The sequence below is a fragment of the Acinetobacter brisouisimilis genome, assembly GCF_000368265.1.
Taxonomy (GTDB): domain Bacteria; phylum Pseudomonadota; class Gammaproteobacteria; order Pseudomonadales; family Moraxellaceae; genus Acinetobacter.
Map to the genome: position 1 here is coordinate 2069096 of NZ_KB851219.1, position 18259 is coordinate 2087354.

Here is an 18259-nt window from a genome sequence, read left to right on the forward strand (position 1 = left end):
TCGTAATGCGTGACAAAATTCGCCTAGTTTCTTCAGCAGGTACAGGTTATTTCTATACGACTACGAAGAACAAACGTACTATGCCGGAAAAAATGGAAATCAAAAAATTTGATCCAAAAATCCGTCAACACGTTATTTTCAAAGAAGCTAAAATCAAATAATTTTAGTTTTCGAAAAAACGACTCCTACTGGAGTCGTTTTTTTTGCCTTTTTTTTAAGGTTATGGTTAATATCTATAAAATAGGTTTTTTCACAATAATTTACACCTTCTTTATTTTTCTCTCTGAGTAACATTGAAATCTGTTTCAATGCTGTACAGGAGCAATCAAATAGACGGACGAAACAAACCTCATCTTTAATTTTTATATTTTTCTTTTTCTCACACTTTTGAGGAGCCAGTTGTGCCGCATAATGTTGACCTGATTGTTTTACTCGCTGTGGGTTTTGGTCTAGCGTTATTGTGTGGCTATATCTCTGCACGACTACGACTCCCCCCACTCATCGGCTATTTAATCGCAGGGATTTTAATTAGCCCCAATACTCCAGGCATTGAAGCTGATTTAGGCCTTGCCAACCAACTGGCTGAACTAGGCGTCATGTTTTTGATGTTTGGCGTAGGTATGCATTTCTCGCTCAAGGACTTACTCCAAGTCAGACGCATTGCCTTACCTGGCGCCATCCTGCAAATTGCTGTTGCAACTTTACTCGGGCTAGCTGTTGCCATGTTTTGGGGATGGTCTTTGGGCTCGGCGTTGGTATTTGGTCTAAGTTTGTCATGCGCAAGTACTGTTGTCCTGCTTAAATCACTCGGTGATCGAGGATTACTCGAATCTGTGAATGGTAAGATCGCTGTAGGCTGGCTCTTGGTCGAAGATTTGGTCATGGTCTTGGTTCTGGTGATTTTGCCCGCAACTGCCGTTTTGCTGGGAGGTAAAGCGTTAGATCATGGTCATGCAGCATCAACCAGCATTTGGCTAACACTGGGGCTAACATTACTCAAAGTTGCTGGCTTTATTGCCTTTATGCTGATTATTGGTAAGCGCCTTGTGCCGATGATCATGCAGTTTGTTGTCCGCTTAGGCTCTCGTGAGTTATTTACCCTGACTGTGGTTGCCTGTGCTGTGTCAATTGCCTACGGTTCTTACGCCATTTTTGGGGTATCCATGGCTTTGGGTGCATTCTTTGCAGGAATGGTGGTCAAGGAGTCTGATTTTAGCCACCGTGCCGAAGAAGAAACACTCCCCCTGCGTGAAGTTTTTTCTATTTTATTTTTTGTGTCGGTTGGCATGCTGTTTGACCCGCATATTATCGTCGAGCAGCCCTTACATATTTTGGCTGTTGTTGCGATTATCATGTTGGGGAAAACCCTCGCAGCGATGGGGCTTGTGCTGTTTTTCCGCTATCCGATCAATACCGCACTCACTGTTGGAGCGAGTCTGGCACAAATTGGCGAATTTTCATTTATTCTTGCAACGCTCGGGATTTCCTTAGGGTTATTAACCACCTCAGCGCAAAACCTGATTTTGGCAGGTGCTTTGTTCTCGATTACCTTAAATTCATTTGTATTTTCAGCAATTGAGCCAGCACAACGCTGGATCCGAGCACGTTCGCATCTGGCTCGGTTACTGGAACGCAGCAGTGACCCTCTTGCAATGTTGCCCGATGAAATGGATCAATCTTATTTGCGTGATCAAGTCGTAATTGTGGGCTATGGTGAAGTTGGGCGGCGTGTTACCAAAACATTAATGGAACAAAATATTAAAGTGGTCATTGCCGAAGAAAATCGTGAAATTGTAGAAAAACTGCGAGGAAAAGAAATTGCGGCAGTAAGTGGTGCCGCGACTGAGCCGAGCGTTCTAATCCAAGCCCATATCATGCATGCACGTATGTTGATTATATCGCCTATGGATATTCTCGACATTCATCGTATTGTCGATATTGCCAAGCAGCTTAATCCTCAAATTCAGGTTTTGGTTTGCGCTGAAAATAAAGAAGAAGCTGAAGTGATTCGGGCGGATGCGATTGGCGAGGTGTTTTATGCTAAGGAAGAAATGGCCATCAATATGAGCAAGCATATTTTGCATCAGATTGAACTGGCGCATCAGCATTAGATATTAAAACTCAATACCGTGATATAAAAAAACGTACAGTGTTGACTGTACGTTTTTTATATGGATTTGAAATTAACTGAAGAGTTTCGGGGGTTCATCCATGACTTCAGCCTGCCATTGGTTAGCCTGTTTTTCAATCAGCCCCAAAAGTGCTGCCTGAATCATGTGCTGTGCAACCATAGCCGTGTTCTCACCAAGCAATGCACGAACTTCATCATTAAACTGAATCGTAACTAGAGGTGCATTTTCGGAGCCCGCATTACGTAGTGCCAACTCACCATTTTCTAGCTGTACAAGCTCAAGAACCGCGTCTTGATTACCAAATAACTCTTTCAATTGCTGTATAGACATACGACCTCCATACGCACCAGAAATGCAAAGATTTACACTAACTTATATCGGTGCAAAAATGCAAAATTCAAGGTGTTAAAATTCGACCATTTCATTACGAAAACCATCGATCAGGCGGCTTAACTCCCGATGCCATTCACGCAAAATTTCAATGTCTGGCAACCATGACTGAGGACCTTGAGTGACTTTGATAATTAAATTGGATGATGTTTCTTGCTCAGGTGCTGGAGCAGTCGGTTCAGGCGCGTACTGGCACATACGGTAAGCGTGTTTTAGCTCTGCAATAAAACCATCTCGGGCTAATTGTTGCATGACAGTCACTTCAGGTGATACCTGTCCTTTTTCCGCCATGTGATCTTCGATCGACTTTAAGGTTGGCTGCATATCACTCAAACGATAATAACGAACCAGTTCCTGTAAAAATGCCAAAATCGCACCATGTAAATGAAACACCGCAGCTTCACGATATGCCTGAACTTGTTGAACATGATCAGTTTGTTCTGCTTGCAAACATGCTAAACGCGCAAAATATAATTTTTGATTGGTACGATCGGCATGGTAGCGAGCAACACGAGACATAATGATTCCCTTTCAATAATCTAAGATAACCTATTCATAGATTAGCGCCAGTACTGTACTTTGAATATAGTTTTTTCATGTTTTTATATAAAAAAAGAAGGTTTAAATACCTTCCTTTTTCAACACTGGCTTATTCTTCCGCAGCTTTCACACGAATACCAACACCTTTAAGTTTCAAGGTATTTAAACCTTTAATGGCTTTGATGGCATCTCGGGCATGTGGCATTTCCACAAAGCCAAAACCTTTGGATTTGCCTGTAGCCTGATCCATTACAATTACACAAGAATCAATCTGACCATAAGCCTGAAATAATTCCGACAGCTCAGCTTCAGTAATCGAGCGCTCTAAGTTACGAACTAAAATTTTCATGTATAAACCTTTTGATTGTGAATTTAAATAACTGCCTGAGTGTATTTGACGCTTAGTCAAAATCCAGGCCAAATGTAATACGGGTTGGTGGTTTTTTCTGGGAGAATCCCGTCTGGGCAGCAGGTATACGCTTATGCGCTTCAACATTCACCAGCGATGAGGGCAAATCATTCAAAAAATAACTGCTAATTTTACGCCCAAGCTCATCGGTTTGATCGTATGCCCAATGATTTAAATCCTGCTTGGTTAAAATTAATTCATTTTTTGCCCGTGTTAATGCGACATATAATACACGTCGCTCTTCTTCAACAGCATCGAAATCACCCTGAGCGCGTGCATGCGGATACTGATTGACTGTTAAATGTGGCACATAACACACCTGTTGCTCGGTACCTTTTGCCGAATGTACCGTAATCAGGGTCACGATATCCTGATCACTCGCCCGCTCCACTTCTGAAACAGAAATCGGTTCAAGCACATATTCTTCAAGAAATTCGCCCAAAGCCCCATGTTTTTGTGCCAGTTGCTTCACCAAATCAAAATCTTTGACACGGCGTGTCCAGTCCTGATTTTGATAATTCTGTGCCAACTGTTCAGTCAAGGCATCCACTGCCAAGCCAATACACTGTTGTACTTCATGCTGTAATATCGAGAGCTGTTTTAAAATTAAAATCGCAGCTTGTGACACTTTACCATGTCGTTCCAAACGTGCACATCGTGCCTCTAAGCTCCCCAAAGCAATCAGCTCGCTTGTCAGTCGGCTGGCACCAACATCGCCTACACCATTCCATAAGGTTAAAAACCGCATCCATGCAATATCATCTTGCGGGTTGGCAGCAACTCGTAGCAAGCTCAACAAGTCTTTGACATGCGCAGCTTCCAGCAGTTTGGTTCCACCAATGAAACGATAAGGAATCGCCATTTTAATAAATGCACTTTCAAGATACCGTGCAGCGTAGGAGGAGCGCACCAAAACCATGTGCTGATTCCATGCAGTATCTTGCTGATAGCGCTGTTTTAAATCCTGAGCAATCCAGTTCGCTTCTTCAAACTCATTCGGGAAAATATGTAAATGTGGTTTTTGCCCTGCGCCCCGATGTGCACTGAGCTGCTTGTTATATTCAATCGGGCTATTTTTTAACAACCAGTTAGATAAATCCAGAATTTCCTGTGTAGAGCGGTAATTCTGCTCTAAAGTCAGCACTTGAGCATCGGGAACCCGCGTTTTGAAATGATGAATATTTTCAAAGTCTGCCCCACGAAAGCCATAAATCGACTGGGCATCATCACCGACACAAAACAATTGCGCTCGTCCGATCAAAGGTTCTAACAACGACCATTGCAATGGGTTGGTATCCTGCATTTCATCGACCAGCATCACAGAACACAGTCGGCTGACCCAATCCACCAGTGCAGGCGACTGCTGCAAATGCCCTGCCACAATCGCTAAAATATCATCATAGTCGAGGTAATTACGCTCCTGCTTGCGCTGTTCATACTGGCGCATTACCTCTGCAATTTCCGCCTGATAAGGCAATGCTTCTGGCAATTTTTGCACTAAAGCCTCAGAAAGCTTGACCTGTGTATTTCGTGCAAATGAATACAGATCACATAATTGAGCTGCTTTGGGTAAAATATTATCGCGCCCCTTACCTCGCAGTAACCGAAACATCATCAACTGATCATCTCGGTCAATAATACTAAACTGGGTCAATCCAAATACTTGCGGATTACGCCGTAGCAGATACATGCAAAAAGTATGAAAAGTTGAGGCACGTAAACCTTGCGCGGCTGCGCCCAGATATTGCTCGACTCGGGTCACAATTTCACTGGCTGCGCGGCGAGTAAAGGTCAAAATCTGCATTTGGTTGGCAGGTATGCCCTGCGCAATCAGATAAGCCGCTCGCGCAACAATGGTTTTGGTTTTGCCACAGCCTGCCCCTGCCAAAACCAGACAGTTTACTGCGGTTGTGGTCGCAGCCTGTTTTTGTTGGGGATTTAACTCTGCGATCAGGGTATCAAGGCTCATGCAAACATCATAGGTTCAATCAGGGATTTGCTATAGTTTAACAAACTCGCCTCTATTGCTGTGAGGAACTTATACCAATACGCCAAAGACCATAGCCAACATTTCTTATGCCTAAGATGCAAGCACATCTGTTCCCGATTGACCACTTGCCTTTCTTTGTTGTACATTCATGTAAAAACAAGTAGTTAACAACCATCAACCTTTCTGATTTTTGTGGCTAAAGTACTTACCAGAAGACCTTGGCATATTGTAGTCGCTGTAAAGCTGAAGCAGATTCTAGCCGTAACTGTTCACGATGGGCTGCCAACCAGCCTAAAGCAAACCAAGCTTGTGGATGATGTTGTACTTGTTGTTTAAACAATGCTTCGGCAATCAGGACATCATTGTATTGCCCTAAAATATCCTGAACAGGACTTAGGGCACTCAGATATTGCCGAACCAGTTTTTTATCATATAAAGAAGATACAAATTCAACACAATAACGCAAACGTTTCAATCGCTTACGCATACGATGCCACATCATATCGTTTAAATCCAAACAGCTTTCAGCATCTTTTAACAACTGCCGATGCATGTGTTTAATCTCTGCACTGGTCATTTCGGTCAAATTATCATCAGTGTTCTGCTGATGCTGACTATCTGATGGAGTTTGAATAAATTGAATCAACGCCAGCCATAATCTCGTATAAGAAGAATCTTTGAAAGTGTGTATTTCCTGTTGATGCGGTTGAATCTGAACAGGCAACTTGACATAAGGCGCACCTGCTGCACGTAACTTAGGCAGCAGTTCTTCTTCCAAAGCATCGCGATCGCGAATAGTACCCAATTGATTAAACAACGTCTTTAAAGTCACCTCCCAAGTCTGATCAGTTTGTTTAGACCAATGACCAAAAACACGTAAGGCACTACGTAAGCGACGAATCCCCACACGCGCCTGATGTACATGTTCAGCTTCATTGGTTTCAGTCATCATTTCAGCAATATTTGGTAAAATCTGCTGTAGGCAACTTGCAATCATTTCACGTAAGGCAATTTCGGCGGGTAATTTTTTTACAAGTACAGGATTACGAGCCTGTATAGCTGGCAAAGCTTTGAGCCCTTGTCGTAACTGATCACCACGCGCAGCCCTGCAACGAATATCTAGCCATAATTCATAACGCTGTACCCAATCAGCCACCAATGAAAATAATCGATCAGCTGAACCCATTTTGAGTTCAAATTTAAGTTCATAGATGGGAAGATGATCTTTTTCAGTACGAATTTCGCCCACATCGAGCGCAACCTCGATCTGACTACCTTGATCCCCAATAGTGTGCACGGTACGAACAATATCCGTTTCAAATTGTAGGGTTAGTGCCTGTGTTTCATCAGCTAAAACTTCCAACAGAATCGCACCTGCTGGCGTCCCCTGATGCAATGTAACATCTACATGTGGAGCATCGGTTTCACCCAAACTCACTTGATGTTCTAGATAACCGAGATGCTTAGCATCTTCACAGATCAAAGCCTGCACCCAGTGATTCGCTTGTAAAACCAACTGTAACTGCAATTTTGCAGCAGTCAATTTGCGCTCAGCAGTATCGTAATATTGGTTTTTTACATGTATCAGCTGAGCATTTTTGTTATGAAATACCGGAGAAACATCAACACGGTGAATCATGGGTACTTGAAACTTGAGTTCGATTTCAACCATACCTATGCTCCTAACGAACACCAGAATTAAGAATCCGCGATCAAAATTTTTAAACCATCATCAATCTAAAAGTGAATCAGTATATTGTCTACATAATAAACAAAAAAATACACCGCATACCGATGAAATGAATCGCTAGGCATTCATTTCAACGCAAATGCAAAGATTTTAGAAGACTCTCGATGTGTTGTAAAAATTTGGCTGAAGCTCACTTACAGTTTCGCGGGCTTCATCACAAAGCGAGATCAGGACGGCCTGTTTTTTATTTTAAATGAATCCCAAATAATCAATCGACAATTAGATGTCGGCAGAACTTGGAGGAATACGCTGAATCACCGCGGCCAAACTTAAATAATTGATGCCCTGAAACAACAAATCCAAAGCAAGGCATAACCCCAAGAGCCAAAATGCAGCATTAGGGCTGAGTAAAATCAAAACCCCTGTCAATAAAGTGAGACAACCTGAAAATAAAATCCAGCCCCAGCCTTGAAACGCACGAAATAAAAGCGCTTTAAAAACACGGAGTACCCCCGCCACAACCAAGACAACCCCAACAACCTGTGTTAAAAAAATGGCTGTTCCCCACGGATGGCGAAATGCCAAAAAGCCTGCGATAAAATACACTATGGCAAACAGCAACCACATCCAACGCACACCACCATCAAAAAACTTGAATGCTGCCAATACATGAAGCAGCGCTGCCAGCATCATCAATCCACCAAACAGTACAACCACCGTTAAAGTGGCAAAAGGCAGGCTCAACAGCAAGACACCCGCAAACAACACCAGTAACCAGCCGAACAACAAATACCATTTACGTTGCTGATGCAGCTGATGGCGAATCAAATCATTTCCGACTGTAAGCATAATTTTATTCTCTTATTTATTTTGTCCACCCCACTTCAATGGCAGTGGGTTTATTCAGTATGACTTGAGTTAGACTTTCAGGCATTTTGCTGGTAGTTGCTGAAAGTGCAATGTACCCACCCATAATTTCAGCCTGATGTTGTGGATAGCGTGGCTGCTGCTCTGGGTTGGCATAACCTGAAGGGTAAATCGGCTGTCCAGAAGCAAGCTCGTATTTATCTGTTGCACCAAACGCATGAAGCAGTTCATGGGTCAATACAATATTATTCTGCGCTGCCTGTTGCCCCGATGCAAACAGATTCACCATTGCAACTCTGCCTTTCTCCAGAGCAGTCGAATGTTTTAAGGCCGTGGTTTGCTCTGGATCATAATAATTTAGATATAAGGTGACGGTCGGGCGACCATCTTGCGATGTATGCTGCTGCCATGCGTAATAACGGAATTTGAGGCTCCACAGCATCACTTGTAGCACACTGGCATTTTCAGGGATTTTTGGAGGAATCTGCTTTAACTCACGCCCTAACTGATAAATAAAATAGACTTTTTTTCCACGATATAAAGTACTGGAATCTTGCAAAAATTGCTGGGAACTGGCAAATGCCTCTGTCGTTAAATGTTGAATATATTGCTCGGTTGTGGCTTGACCATCTGCATTGACAGGGTGCAGCAACACCACAATCGGACGATCCCAGTTTTGATTTTGATCACGCCAAGCGTTGACTGCTACAACAAGTAAAACCAACAATAAAAATGTGACACGAATTTTTTTCCACATAAAAACCTTAACTTAAAACTAAGGCATAGCCTTAGCAATTTTAATCATTTTATTATTCTCTGAGAATTCAATCCAACTATCATGAATAGATCTTATTGCCTCTTCATTATTTCGGATAGAAAAATCAGACTTTTCTAGAGCTTGAATAATACTAAATAAACTTGCCCAACCATTACTATCAGCATTTTGATTTATTGCTTTTTGTACAAATTTAACAAAGGTACCAAAACTTCGCTTTCTTAAATACATTTGGCTACCTTTCATTTTTATTTCAAATAAATCCAATGCCTTAACTAAACCTGATAATTTATCATACCCATAGTTTCGCGTATCAAAATCAGGCTTTACTGTAGTTAAATATGCTCCAACACTACCTAAGTATGCCCAACCACTATCATCAGCATTATCTTTGACAGCTTTATAAATTAAATTCAGGGAGTATTTATCTAACATAAATTGTGAATTTAATTCTTTACTCTCCTTATCGTTATTATCTTTTAATATGTTTTGCTTATTTTCTGCCTCAAGATTCTCAACATAAATAAATTTATCACAAGCTTTCACAAATGCTTCAGGTGTTTTATTACGTCCAAAACCATAAACCGTTAAACCACTTTCTCTGATTCTCGAAGCAAGGGGAGTAAAATCACTATCACTAGACACAATACAAAAGCCATCAAGTGCATTGCTATATAGCAAATCCATCGCATCGATGATCAAAATCATATCTGTAGCATCTTTACCTTTAGTATATGCAAACTGCTGAACAGGTGTAATTGCATACGGCAGTAAAATATCACGCCAATTTTTTAGAGTATCAGTACTCCAATCGCCGTAAACACGTTTAACACTTGCAATTCCATACTTTGCAACTTCTTCTAGTACGAACTGAATTGAATTTAGAGAAGAATTATCAGCATCAATTAAGACTGCTAATTTTTTTGATTTTATTTCCATGTATGTTCCATTTTTTATAAATATTAGAAAAAGATAAGGGCAAATTAATTTGCCCTTATCTTTAAATTTTAAAAAAACTTTTAGCCTTCAATCCATTTTCCATCTTGATACACAAGACTCCATTTGGTTGGCTTGCCTTCTGGCGTTTCCGAGCCAATATACTGAGCCTGATTTTTACGGCTAAATTTCACAATCGTGGTATTGCCTTCAGGATCTGTATCTGGAGCTTTTAACAAATACTGATATTTTGGATCAAGCTGTTCAGCAACGGTACGCAACTCAGCAATTTTCGGCGCACGAGTTTCACGGACTTTTGGAAACTTGCTGGCTGCGAGGAAAAGACCTGCCGCACCATCACGCAAGACAAAGAAATCATCGTGTTTGGCTGAACGTAAATGTTCCATCTTGATCGGATCAACACGCGGTGGCGCAGGTTGACCATTTTTCAAGACTTTACGGGTATTGTCACAACTGGTACAGGCAAAGTAAGGGCCAAAACGTCCAGTCTTTAACTGCATTTCGCCATCACATTTATCACATGGAATGGTCGGCCCATCATAACCCTTGATCTTGAACTCGCCTTCTTCGAGTTCATAACCACCACAGTCTGGATTATTACCACAAACATGCAGCTTGCGCCCGCCGTCAATCACATAGCTGTCCATGGCGGTGCCACATTTTGGACAACGGCGTTTTGACATCAGATCAGCAGTTTCGGCACCATCGTCATCCGACAAAATCGCCAAAGATTCAACAGGCGTTAAATTCAGTGTGCCTTTACAGCGCTCTTTCGGTGGCAAGTTATAGCCCGAGCAACCCAAGAACACACCTGTTGTTCCTGTCCGAATCTGCATTGGACGACTGCATTCAGGACAATGCACATCTGCAACTTCCACAGGCTGATTGCGGCGCATGCCCTGTTCGCCCTGTGCCACATTCAGACGCTTTTTAAAGTCACCATAGAATGTATCAAGTAACTCTTTCCAGCCACGTTCGCCTATGGCTACTTTATCAAGCTGACCTTCGAGATCTGCTGTAAAGGCGTAGTTCATCAGGTTATTAAAGCTTTCGTCCAAGCGGTCGGTGACAATTTCACCCATTTTTTCCGCGAATAAACGGCGGTTTTCCAGTTTGACGTAACCACGTTCCTGAATGGTAGAAATAATCGCAGCATACGTCGAAGGTCGACCAATACCGCGTTTTTCCAGTTCTTTCACCAAAGAGGCTTCGGTAAAGCGCGCAGGCGGTTTGGTAAAATGCTGACTCGGGTCAAGTTTGATGAGTTGTAACACATCACCCACTTTGACCGCAGGCAACAATACGTCATCATCAGATTTATTGACACCGCGAACTTTGGTAAAGCCATCAAATACCAAAGTTCGACCTTTGGCTTTAAGTTCAATATCGGCAGCTGAAACCAGTAATGTCGAAGACAGATATTCGGCTGGCGTCATCTGACATGCAACAAACTGGCGCCAGATCAAATCATATAAACGCTGCGCATCACGTTCGACACCAACGAGCTGATCACCTGCCAAAGCCACATTGGATGGTCGAATCGCTTCATGTGCTTCTTGTGCACCCGCTTTATTACCATAACGGTTTGGCTGTTCAGGCAAATATTTAGCGCCATACTGACTAGCAATATGTTCACGTACCATATTGACTGCATCATTACTCAAGAATGTCGAGTCAGTACGCATATAGGTAATAAAACCTGCCTCATACAAACGCTGTGCCAGCATCATAGTTTTCTTGACTGAGAAACCTAAACGCGTACTGGCTGCCTGTTGCAAGGTCGAGGTGATATACGGTGCACTTGGATTGACCTTGGTCGGTTTATCTTCGCGTTGTGCTACTTGGTACTGTGCACCTTGCAAAGTTGCAAGCAACTGATCCGTATCAGCTTTATTTCTTAATTTGAGGGTTTTTCCTGCCAGTTTGACGGCTTCTAAACGAATATCATCTTTTTTCGACTGGGTATCTGCAAAGACCTGCCAGTATTCTTCAGGAATAAATGCACGAATTTCCCGCTCACGCTCTACGACAAGCTTCACAGCTACCGACTGCACACGCCCTGCCGATAACCCTCGGGCAATTTTTTCCCACAGCAGTGGTGAAATCATAAAGCCAACTACGCGATCAAGAAAACGGCGGGCTTGCTGTGCATTGACGCGATCAATATCTAGGCGGGTTGGGTGCTTAAACGCTTCTTGAATGGCATTTTTGGTAATTTCGTTAAACACGACACGGCGATAACGTGAATCATCACCACCAATCACTTCACGCAAATGCCAGGCAATTGCTTCCCCTTCACGGTCCAAATCCGTTGCGAGATAGATTTCATCGACTTGTGAAGCCAGTTTTTTTAATTCAGCAACGACATGCTCTTTGCCTGGCAAAACTTCATAGTGCGCAGACCAACCATGTTCAGGGTCAACACCCATACGGTTAATCAGAGATTGCTGAGCTTTTTGCTGTTTTTCTACATCGGTCAGCTTGGTGCGGGTTGTGGTTTTTTTCTCACCTGTTTTGGCTGAACCGCCTGTCGGTAGGTCACGGACATGCCCTACCGAAGACTTGACGATATATTCATTCCCCAAATACTTGTTAATGGTTTTCGCTTTGGCTGGCGACTCCACAATCACCAGTGCACGCTTATTGGTCGCACTCGCGGATTGTTCTGTAGTCGTTTTAGCGCTAGACCGAGGAGCATTCGCCATAATGGTATTCGTTTCCTATTTCTAAAATTTTAAAGTTCAGCCAAAGCTGTAAGGTAGGCTTTCATTGCTTCCAGTTGGGTTGCATGTAAGTCTGCATGTTCATCCCAATATGCACCAATACAGTTCGCCTGCATATCAATAGCATAAATCCCCTTTAATGCAATGGGATAATCTTTAAATTTGTCATCACCATAGACCAGTTCAAACTTGTCGTCCTGAATTCGGGCACGCATTAATGGCAATTTTGCTTCAGGCAGTAGCACACTGTAATACGCCACCATACTGGCTCGGGTTTCAGTGGCTTTGGGTATTTTTGTCCATTCTGGTGCAGCAATTAAGCGTGGATGCAACCCCATCTTGCGCGCTTTATCACGCATCATGCCAAGGGCTTTTTCACGTGGATTGACTCTTAAACCCAAGACCGAACCCAATACAAACAGCACAATAATAATGGTAATCCAAAGACCCATACCTGACGTTCTTCATTTATTCATCTTGTATTAGAGTTACATAAGCTGAATAGAAAAGGCAAGTTTTCCTGATCAAGTGCAAGTCAGCTTGCGTATCTTTGCAGCCATATTTGCAATTTTTGTGGATTAAAACCAATTTGCTTTAACCAAGCTACCGCATTTTTATGGCTATGAAGATATATGTGGGTTCAATAAAAGTAGGCTTTCAAAGCACCATCAATGCCCTGCTCAAGAGCATCCATCACTTTTTTTGTGCTCAGGTTTAAACTGATTAGGACATTCTGCCCATAAAAAATAAATGCGCTTTTTTCACTTCATGCTGTTTCAATTACACCATTGAGGCTTAGTAATGTGGCGGCTTATTGGTTAAAGGATCAAACGGTGCAATCCCTTCTGATAAATCTGCTGCTTCGACACGCTGATACAAAAACTGCAATTGTTTTTGCAAATCCGCAATTTCCAAGCTTTGTCGAGCCAATTGTTCATTCAATTGTTCAACTAAATCATCTAAAAATGCAATTCGGACTTGCAAATCTTCAATGGGTGCGGAAAATGACGCTTGATCATCATATGGTGGTTTAGTCATTTAACACTCCTCAATTTGGAATTTTAGGAAACTCTATGGCCTATATTACTTTAAGGGATGTCCAACTTGCATTTGGTGGACCCGCCCTTCTCGACGGCGCGAACTTTACTTTGGAACGTGGCGAACGAGTGTGTTTGATTGGGCGCAACGGTGAGGGTAAGTCTACTTTACTTAAACTGATTGAGGGAAGCTTATTGCCCGATCATGGTGAAGTTTTGGTGCAAAATGGCTTAACCATTTCCATGCTTGCGCAAGATGTACCAATGGATTCGGGTAAAGTTGCCGATATCGTTGCCGATGGTGCAGGTGAAGCTGCCGAAGTTTTAAAACAATATCATACTGCAAGCGATGCCTGCGTTTTGGGTGATATGGCTGCCTGCGAACGCATGGGCGACCTGCAACACAAACTGGATCAGCTTGATGGTTGGACTTTAGAAAACAAGGTCAACACCATTTTGGGCAAAATGGGCTTAGACCCAGATGCTGATTTAGCAGATTTGTCAGGTGGTCGTAAGCGTCGCGTTTTGTTAGCTCGCGCACTTCTTACTCAACCTGATGTCCTCTTACTCGATGAACCGACCAACCATCTGGATGTCGAAAGTATTGAATGGTTAGAAAAATTCTTACTCGAACAAAATAACTTAACCCTGCTGTTTATTTCGCATGACCGTTCTTTTGTAGATCGCCTAGCGACGCGCATTGTCGAACTGGATCGTGGAACACTGCGTAGTTTTGAAGGTAACTATTCCCGTTACATTGAACTCAAAGCCCAACAGCTTGAAGCTGAAGAAAAGCAAAATGCGTTGTTTGACAAGAAACTAGCGGAAGAAGAAACCTGGATTCGTCAAGGCATTAAAGCCCGCCGTACCCGTAACGAAGGTCGTGTGCGTGCCTTAAAAGCCTTGCGTGAAGAATCCAAAGCACGTCGCTTCCAGCAAGGCAAGGTTAACATGGGCGTTCAGGAAGCACAGCGCTCAGGCAAACTGGTATTCGATATTGAGCATTTAAGTGTGCAGTATGGTGATCAACCACTGATTAAAGACTTCTCTGCGCTGGTGATGCGCGGCGACCGTATTGGTCTTGTTGGTGATAACGGTGTCGGTAAAACTACACTTATCAAAGCCATTTTGGGCGATATTGAACATACAGGTACTGTAAAAACAGGAACACAGCTTGAAGTCGCTTACTTCGACCAGTTGCGTAATCAGCTTGAACTTGAAAAATCAGTAGCTGCTAACGTGTCGGAAGGTTCTGACTTTGTCGATGTGAATGGTCAACGCCGTCATATTTACAGTTATTTGCAAGATTTCCTGTTCTCACCTGAACGTGCCCGTACTCCAGTCAAAGCCTTGTCAGGTGGTGAGCGTAACCGTATCTTACTGGCAAAACTATTGCTCAAGCCATCCAACCTGATTGTCATGGACGAACCGACCAATGACCTCGATATGGTGACGCTAGAGTTGCTTGAAGATATGCTGGCAGAGTACAAAGGCACATTGCTGTTGATTAGCCATGACCGTGCCTTTATGGACAATGTCGTGACTTCAACTTGGGTCTTTGATGGTAAAGGCGGTATTGCCGAATATATCGGTGGCTATCAGGATTATCTGTTACAGCGCCCTGACGAGAAAGTGGTCGATCAAAAAGCTGATGTGAAAAAAGCGCAAGCCAAAGCAGAAGCCGATAAACTGGCAGCCGAAGCTGCGCCTAAAAAAGTTAAACTCAGCTACAAAGATCAGCGCGAACTTGAGCAATTGCCTGCCGAGATTGAAAGTCTGGAAACAGAACAATCTGAACTCTCTGCTAAACTTGCTGATGGCTCATGGTTCTTAAAAGATGCTGATGCAGCAACTCAAGCCAGTCAACGCCTCGCAGAAATTGATGAACTTCTGCTAGAAAAATTAGAGCGTTGGGATGAGCTGGAAAATATGAGCAAAGGCTAAATTTATCCGTCATTCTTTTTATTAGATATTTTAAGTGCCATAATTGATTATGGCACTTGATTTATCCTAAAGATAATATATAAAAACAAATAATTTTTATCAGAATTAATCATCCAAAAAATAATTTTTTAAAATAGGAAATTTAAAGCATGCTTATTTTAATTCCGATTTTTATATTATTAGTTATTGCTTCACTAATATTTCGGGGAGTATCCGACTTTATACAACTCAATTTTTTTAAACGACTAATATGGAGTCATCTTACAACAAGCCCTCTATGGTGTATATTTTTCTTACATGAGATTGGACAATATAGCGGACAAATGGAGGGAACTGAATGGTTTAGTGTAGTACTTTTTTCTTTATTCATCTTACCTTTTATATTAGCTATTAGCCTGACAATTTATTTAATTATTAGTCTTATTTTAACAGCTCTAATCAATCATATTTTTATTTCATATCATCAAGAATGGAAATTAATATACAATCTATATATTATAAGCATTCTACTTCATTCTATCTTTGAATTACTGTGGTGGATATGTTATTACAACTCCAATTTATCAATTCGTAATATTATTTTCTCCAATATTTTTCTCTGTATTTCAGTTTGGCTACCTATATTCATTACAGTTTTTCTAGAACATCGAGATAAAAGAAAAACATCTTCTTAATCACAACAGAATAGAGAAACAACCCAGCATATTGCTTCTCTAACTTAGTATTCACAATTAACGAAATTTCTGATGATTAGCTTTTCTCATATTATCAATCGCAGGAATTGCCTGCTCATGCACCTGTTGCAAATTTCCAGCTTTAACCAAAGCCAAAGTTTGAGTTAGTTCCGTATTCAAACCATCTAGTGCTTTACGATATCCTAGAACCTCAGGGCTGTTATCAGGCTGACCAATCAATTTCATCGGAATAGACTGCTTAGCATCCAATACCGCCTTCTGCATGGCAGTTAATGCGGTCAGCGCTTGCTGGGTATTTTGTGTCTCTTGAAATAACTCGTAATTATTTTCTAGAGTTTCCATATCCTGCCCCAAATCGGCAGCAAAAACTGACTGCACCGCGAGGCTCAAGGTAATAGCACCGATCATCTGCCCTATTCTTTTCACACAATATCTCCTTACTTGTTACTGAGGTCTTCAATCCGCAGATCTCATGATAATGCGGTTGCTATGCTGATTTTTACACAATAAGCTTATCTGTTTTTTAAATTCGGATTAAAAACCCGCTGAGTCGATGCAGGATATTTTTGCAGCTTATTCTCTGGGCGAATCGGGCGTATTACCAATTCACCACCACAATTTGGACAGATAAAATTAAAAATCTGTTCACTACACAGCAAACAAAAGGTACATTCAAAAGAACAAATCAATACCTCTTTCGAATCCACGGCTAAATCAGCATTACAACACTCACAGTTTGGTCGTAGCTCCAGCATGATTATTTTCCCTTGGACTTAGAGCAAACGTAAATCGCTCTGCTGCTTGGCATGATTTAAACTTTCCTGCTGATAAAGCTGGTAATTTTCCTGATCAAAGCACACAAAAATGACCTCAGTCACCTGAGTTGAAGTTTTCAAAAAATCAATCACCGTGGCTAGGGCAATATTGACCGCACGCGCTTTGGGAAAGCCATACACACCTGTTGAAATATTGGGAAAAGCCACGCTATGTAGCTGCTTGGACTCTGCCAACTCCAGACTATGACGATAGGCATTTGCAAGAAACTGATCTTCATCATACATGCCATTTTCCCAAATCGGTCCAACCGTATGAATCACGTATTGTGCAGGCAATAATCCTGCATGGGTAATCACGGCTTCACCCACTGCACAGCCGCCTTGGCGTGCTCGAATCTGCTGACATTCCGTCAAAATTTCAGCCCCACCTTTGCGATGAATAGCACCATCAACCCCGCCACCACCAAGCAGCGAGCTATTGGCAGCATTCACAATTGCATCAACCTTCAGCTCTGTAATATCGCCCTGTATAATTCGGATTGTTTTCATTGTGCCCTCCGCTTGATGCGCATTGATTCGATTTTAGCTCAAATTTTGCACTACACTCGCTATAATGACATCAATCACTATAGATGAATCATCCTCTCTATGCTCAGTTTTAACCAAATTCTTGCCTTTGCGCTCGTGTCCTTGCTGATGGTACTGACTCCAGGCCCAAATATGATTTACCTGATTTCACGTTCAATTTCGCAAGGTCGGCTGGCGGGACTGATTTCACTGGCAGGTGTGGCGCTGGGCTTTGTGTTTTATATGCTCTGTGCATCGTTTGGCATTACCTCTTTTGTGGTTGCCATTCCTTATGCCTACGATGCCATTCGGATTGCAGGGGCAGCTTATCTACTGTATCTGGCTTACCATGCCTTTCGCTCCAAAACCACCATTTTCGCAGTCAAATCACTAGACCATAATTCACCAAGTAAATTATTTCTGATGGGTTTTCTGACCAATCTCCTGAATCCCAAAATTGCGATTATGTACCTGTCGTTATTGCCTCAGTTCTTGCATCCTGAGCAAGGGCATATTTTGACGCAATCGGTTGCACTCGGTTTGATTCAAATTGTGATTAGCCTGTCGGTAAATGCCTTGATTGTATTTTCTGCAGCGCATATTGCCCATTTTTTACAATTGCACACATCTTGGGCGCAGTTACAAAAATGGCTGATGGGCAGCGTACTTTCAGCACTTGTCGTACGCATTTTATTGGAACAACGTCGTTAACCAGTCACCATGTATTTATATCCATTGCGATAACTGTTGAATTTCGAAAATCAGTT

The 18259-nt window shown here is 42.2% G+C and carries 18 protein-coding genes; 4 read left to right on the plus strand and 14 right to left on the minus strand.

Annotated elements, in window-relative coordinates:
* Positions 1–5: 5 nt before the first annotated feature.
* Together rpmG and F975_RS13545 are read left to right on the plus strand one after the other, a co-directional pair.
* Positions 6–161, plus strand: coding sequence for a 50S ribosomal protein L33 (rpmG, locus tag F975_RS13540; RefSeq protein WP_001205031.1), 156 nt, complete (start codon positions 6–8; stop codon positions 159–161).
* Between the two features lie 240 nt (positions 162–401).
* A complete protein-coding gene (locus F975_RS13545) occupies positions 402–2111 on the plus strand; it encodes a cation:proton antiporter (protein WP_004754275.1) in 1710 nt (569 codons plus the stop codon).
* Positions 2112–2183: 72 nt separating this feature from the next.
* On the opposite strand, the gene F975_RS13550 is transcribed toward F975_RS13545, so the two are convergent.
* The 11 genes from F975_RS13550 to F975_RS13600 all read right to left on the minus strand — a co-directional run bounded on the left by F975_RS13550 (position 2184) and on the right by F975_RS13600 (position 13511).
* On the minus strand, positions 2184–2462 hold the full coding sequence (locus F975_RS13550; RefSeq protein ID WP_004754278.1) for a hypothetical protein: 279 nt from the start codon (positions 2460–2462) through the stop codon (positions 2184–2186).
* Positions 2463–2537: 75 nt separating this feature from the next.
* Complete coding sequence (locus F975_RS13555) at positions 2538–3041, minus strand: DUF6586 family protein (protein WP_004754279.1); 504 nt, start codon at positions 3039–3041, stop codon at positions 2538–2540.
* A 130-nt stretch (positions 3042–3171) separates the two neighbouring features.
* Entirely contained in the window at positions 3172–3411 is a 240-nt protein-coding gene (locus F975_RS13560) for an RNA recognition motif domain-containing protein (protein ID WP_004754281.1), read from the minus strand.
* 52 nt (positions 3412–3463) lie between these two features.
* The gene (locus F975_RS13565) at positions 3464–5440 is read right to left on the minus strand and encodes an ATP-dependent helicase (RefSeq protein WP_004754282.1); all 1977 of its coding nucleotides are present in this window, start codon (positions 5438–5440) and stop codon (positions 3464–3466) included.
* Between the two features lie 226 nt (positions 5441–5666).
* Positions 5667–7133, minus strand: coding sequence for a CYTH and CHAD domain-containing protein (locus F975_RS13570; protein ID WP_004754284.1), 1467 nt, complete (start codon positions 7131–7133; stop codon positions 5667–5669).
* A 297-nt stretch (positions 7134–7430) separates the two neighbouring features.
* Positions 7431–8000: an HdeD family acid-resistance protein gene (locus F975_RS13575; protein ID WP_004754287.1), complete on the minus strand. Its 570-nt coding sequence runs from the start codon at positions 7998–8000 to the stop codon at positions 7431–7433.
* A gap of 16 nt (positions 8001–8016) precedes the next feature.
* Positions 8017–8775 (minus strand): hypothetical protein, encoded by a 759-nt coding sequence (locus tag F975_RS13580; protein ID WP_004754288.1) that lies wholly within the window; start codon positions 8773–8775, stop codon positions 8017–8019.
* 18 nt (positions 8776–8793) lie between these two features.
* Positions 8794–9732, minus strand: a complete 939-nt coding sequence (locus F975_RS13585; protein WP_004754290.1) for an NYN domain-containing protein — start codon at positions 9730–9732, stop codon at positions 8794–8796.
* A gap of 80 nt (positions 9733–9812) precedes the next feature.
* Positions 9813–12455: a type I DNA topoisomerase gene (gene topA / locus F975_RS13590; RefSeq protein WP_004754292.1), complete on the minus strand. Its 2643-nt coding sequence runs from the start codon at positions 12453–12455 to the stop codon at positions 9813–9815.
* A gap of 29 nt (positions 12456–12484) precedes the next feature.
* Positions 12485–12925, minus strand: a complete 441-nt coding sequence (locus F975_RS13595; protein WP_004754293.1) for a hypothetical protein — start codon at positions 12923–12925, stop codon at positions 12485–12487.
* A gap of 343 nt (positions 12926–13268) precedes the next feature.
* Positions 13269–13511: a SlyX family protein gene (locus F975_RS13600; protein WP_004754295.1), complete on the minus strand. Its 243-nt coding sequence runs from the start codon at positions 13509–13511 to the stop codon at positions 13269–13271.
* Between the two features lie 35 nt (positions 13512–13546).
* Between F975_RS13600 and F975_RS13605 the strand changes: the two genes are divergently transcribed.
* Entirely contained in the window at positions 13547–15454 is a 1908-nt protein-coding gene (locus F975_RS13605; protein WP_004754297.1) for an ATP-binding cassette domain-containing protein, read from the plus strand.
* A gap of 731 nt (positions 15455–16185) precedes the next feature.
* Here F975_RS13605 and F975_RS13615 read toward each other — a convergent pair.
* From F975_RS13615 to F975_RS13620, 3 genes are all read right to left on the minus strand, one after another.
* The gene (locus F975_RS13615) at positions 16186–16575 is read right to left on the minus strand and encodes a cytochrome b562 (RefSeq protein WP_004754300.1); all 390 of its coding nucleotides are present in this window, start codon (positions 16573–16575) and stop codon (positions 16186–16188) included.
* An 86-nt stretch (positions 16576–16661) separates the two neighbouring features.
* Entirely contained in the window at positions 16662–16904 is a 243-nt protein-coding gene (locus tag F975_RS15595; RefSeq protein WP_004754301.1) for a DUF1272 domain-containing protein, read from the minus strand.
* 18 nt (positions 16905–16922) lie between these two features.
* Complete coding sequence (locus F975_RS13620; protein WP_004754304.1) at positions 16923–17474, minus strand: O-acetyl-ADP-ribose deacetylase; 552 nt, start codon at positions 17472–17474, stop codon at positions 16923–16925.
* A 99-nt stretch (positions 17475–17573) separates the two neighbouring features.
* Between F975_RS13620 and F975_RS13625 the strand changes: the two genes are divergently transcribed.
* On the plus strand, positions 17574–18203 hold the full coding sequence (locus F975_RS13625; RefSeq protein WP_004754305.1) for a LysE family translocator: 630 nt from the start codon (positions 17574–17576) through the stop codon (positions 18201–18203).
* The last annotated feature ends 56 nt before the right edge of the window (positions 18204–18259 follow it).

Coding starts and splice junctions, on each gene's coding strand:
- rpmG (WP_001205031.1), top strand. CDS start 6: ATGCGTGACAAAATTCGCCTAGTTTCTTCAGCAGGTACAGGTTATTTC.
- F975_RS13550 (WP_004754278.1), bottom strand. CDS start 2,462: ATGTCTATACAGCAATTGAAAGAGTTATTTGGTAATCAAGACGCGGTT.
- F975_RS13555 (WP_004754279.1), bottom strand. CDS start 3,041: ATGTCTCGTGTTGCTCGCTACCATGCCGATCGTACCAATCAAAAATTA.
- F975_RS13560 (WP_004754281.1), bottom strand. CDS start 3,411: ATGAAAATTTTAGTTCGTAACTTAGAGCGCTCGATTACTGAAGCTGAG.
- F975_RS13565 (WP_004754282.1), bottom strand. CDS start 5,440: ATGAGCCTTGATACCCTGATCGCAGAGTTAAATCCCCAACAAAAACAG.
- F975_RS13570 (WP_004754284.1), bottom strand. CDS start 7,133: ATGGTTGAAATCGAACTCAAGTTTCAAGTACCCATGATTCACCGTGTT.
- F975_RS13575 (WP_004754287.1), bottom strand. CDS start 8,000: ATGCTTACAGTCGGAAATGATTTGATTCGCCATCAGCTGCATCAGCAA.
- F975_RS13580 (WP_004754288.1), bottom strand. CDS start 8,775: ATGTGGAAAAAAATTCGTGTCACATTTTTATTGTTGGTTTTACTTGTT.
- F975_RS13585 (WP_004754290.1), bottom strand. CDS start 9,732: ATGGAAATAAAATCAAAAAAATTAGCAGTCTTAATTGATGCTGATAAT.
- topA (WP_004754292.1), bottom strand. CDS start 12,455: ATGGCGAATGCTCCTCGGTCTAGCGCTAAAACGACTACAGAACAATCC.
- F975_RS13595 (WP_004754293.1), bottom strand. CDS start 12,925: ATGGGTCTTTGGATTACCATTATTATTGTGCTGTTTGTATTGGGTTCG.
- F975_RS13600 (WP_004754295.1), bottom strand. CDS start 13,511: ATGACTAAACCACCATATGATGATCAAGCGTCATTTTCCGCACCCATT.
- F975_RS13605 (WP_004754297.1), top strand. CDS start 13,547: ATGGCCTATATTACTTTAAGGGATGTCCAACTTGCATTTGGTGGACCC.
- F975_RS15595 (WP_004754301.1), bottom strand. CDS start 16,904: ATGCTGGAGCTACGACCAAACTGTGAGTGTTGTAATGCTGATTTAGCC.
- F975_RS13620 (WP_004754304.1), bottom strand. CDS start 17,474: ATGAAAACAATCCGAATTATACAGGGCGATATTACAGAGCTGAAGGTT.
- F975_RS13625 (WP_004754305.1), top strand. CDS start 17,574: ATGCTCAGTTTTAACCAAATTCTTGCCTTTGCGCTCGTGTCCTTGCTG.